The sequence below is a fragment of the Teichococcus deserti genome (assembly GCF_001982615.1).
Taxonomy (GTDB): domain Bacteria; phylum Pseudomonadota; class Alphaproteobacteria; order Acetobacterales; family Acetobacteraceae; genus Pseudoroseomonas; species Pseudoroseomonas deserti.
In genome coordinates, this window is sequence record NZ_MLCO01000352.1 from 1 (window position 1) to 1,382 (window position 1,382).

The following is a 1,382-nucleotide window of genomic DNA, read 5'->3' on the forward strand; positions in this document are numbered from 1 at the left end:
CCCCCACCCCTGGAGCCGCCGCCAGCGGCCGCCCTAGGCCCACTGCCGGCAGGGGACCTGAGTGGGTGGAGGGTCGAAAGTCTGAACTCCCCTAGGGGGTCGACCGGCGGGCCAGCTCCCTTTGCAGGCGGACCAAAAACAGAGGGGGGGTTTGGGGAGGCCTTCCAGGTCACGCATTCTCCGCTCACGAAGAAGCTGCACGGATATTTGCGCTGGTTATTCCAAAAAAATAATCAAAAACTCAAGACGAGCCTTCAGAAGAACAATAACGTTCTTTTTGGGGAATGTTCCTCAGGAAAACGTGAAGGTTTCGCCAAAATGCCGATACTAAGATACGATTTGGGTAAAATTTACCTCCAAATTGCGTACGGTCCAGGCCCGTACACAGTCACAGGTCGCGATAACTATGCTGATGGGGGAGAATTTCCTGTTGATCCCGTGAGCAACATCATCTTCTCGGGCAAAGGCAATGATTCTCTCTTCGGGGGATTCGGCTTCGACCAGATCTTCGGCGGCGGGGGTGACGACTACATCATCGGGTATGGCTTCGGGCCAGGAAATCCTAGCTCTCAGCCCTTCTACGGACTGTCCGAGACCGGCAGAGACATTCTCGATGGCGGCGCGGGCGACGACTATCTGGGGGGCGGGGGCGGCGACGACATCCTGATCGGCGGCACTGGAAACGATGTGCTGGCCGGAAGCAGAGGTAAGGACATCCTTTATGGCGGCGCGGGCGACGACATCCTTCGCCCAGGAGATGATGCCGACATCCTTTGGGGCGGCTCTGGCGCCGATACCTTCCGCTACAGCTACTCCGTCAACGCTGTGGAATCGCCCGATGCTGATGGCGGACGAGACGTCATCATGGATTTCGAGGTCGGCATCGATAAGTTGGATCTTCGTGGATACAGCGTGAAGCCAGAAGATCTGGACATCACGAAGATCAGCCAGGGGCTTCTCCTCAGCTTCGAATTTCTTGGGAGAGAATTCGATCTTGAAGTGCGAGGCCTAACTGCTTTCCAGCCAGGCGATATCATCTTCTCCTGATCGCCACATCATCCGGGGAATTTGGAGGGGAGGCGATCTCTGCTGCAGCCCCTTCAAGTCCGGTCAAGACGCTGAGTAGCAGCCGAGCCGGAGCCGTATCCAGCCGCCCTGCCCACCGCATAATTGAGGGAAGACCGATGACATTCGAAGTGATCACCGGCCCCGGATCATACATCGAGGAGCCAGATTGGGAGGCCCTGACCCCCGCCCAGACCGCTGGCGACCACGTCAGGCTGCGCGACATAGCTCTAAACTGGCTAAGATATCGCTGGATGGGTGTTTCAGACCGTCAAACGGACGTTTGGGTTTGAAACACCCCCTCCGGTTAGCAGCTG

At 57.5% G+C, this 1,382-nt stretch carries 1 protein-coding gene; it reads left to right on the top strand.

From position 1 onward, the window contains the following. A partial coding sequence (locus BKE38_RS32970) for a M10 family metallopeptidase C-terminal domain-containing protein (RefSeq protein ID WP_207553685.1) occupies positions 1-1,047 on the top strand: 1,047 nt, incomplete at its 5' end. Positions 1,048-1,382 lie beyond the last annotated feature (335 nt).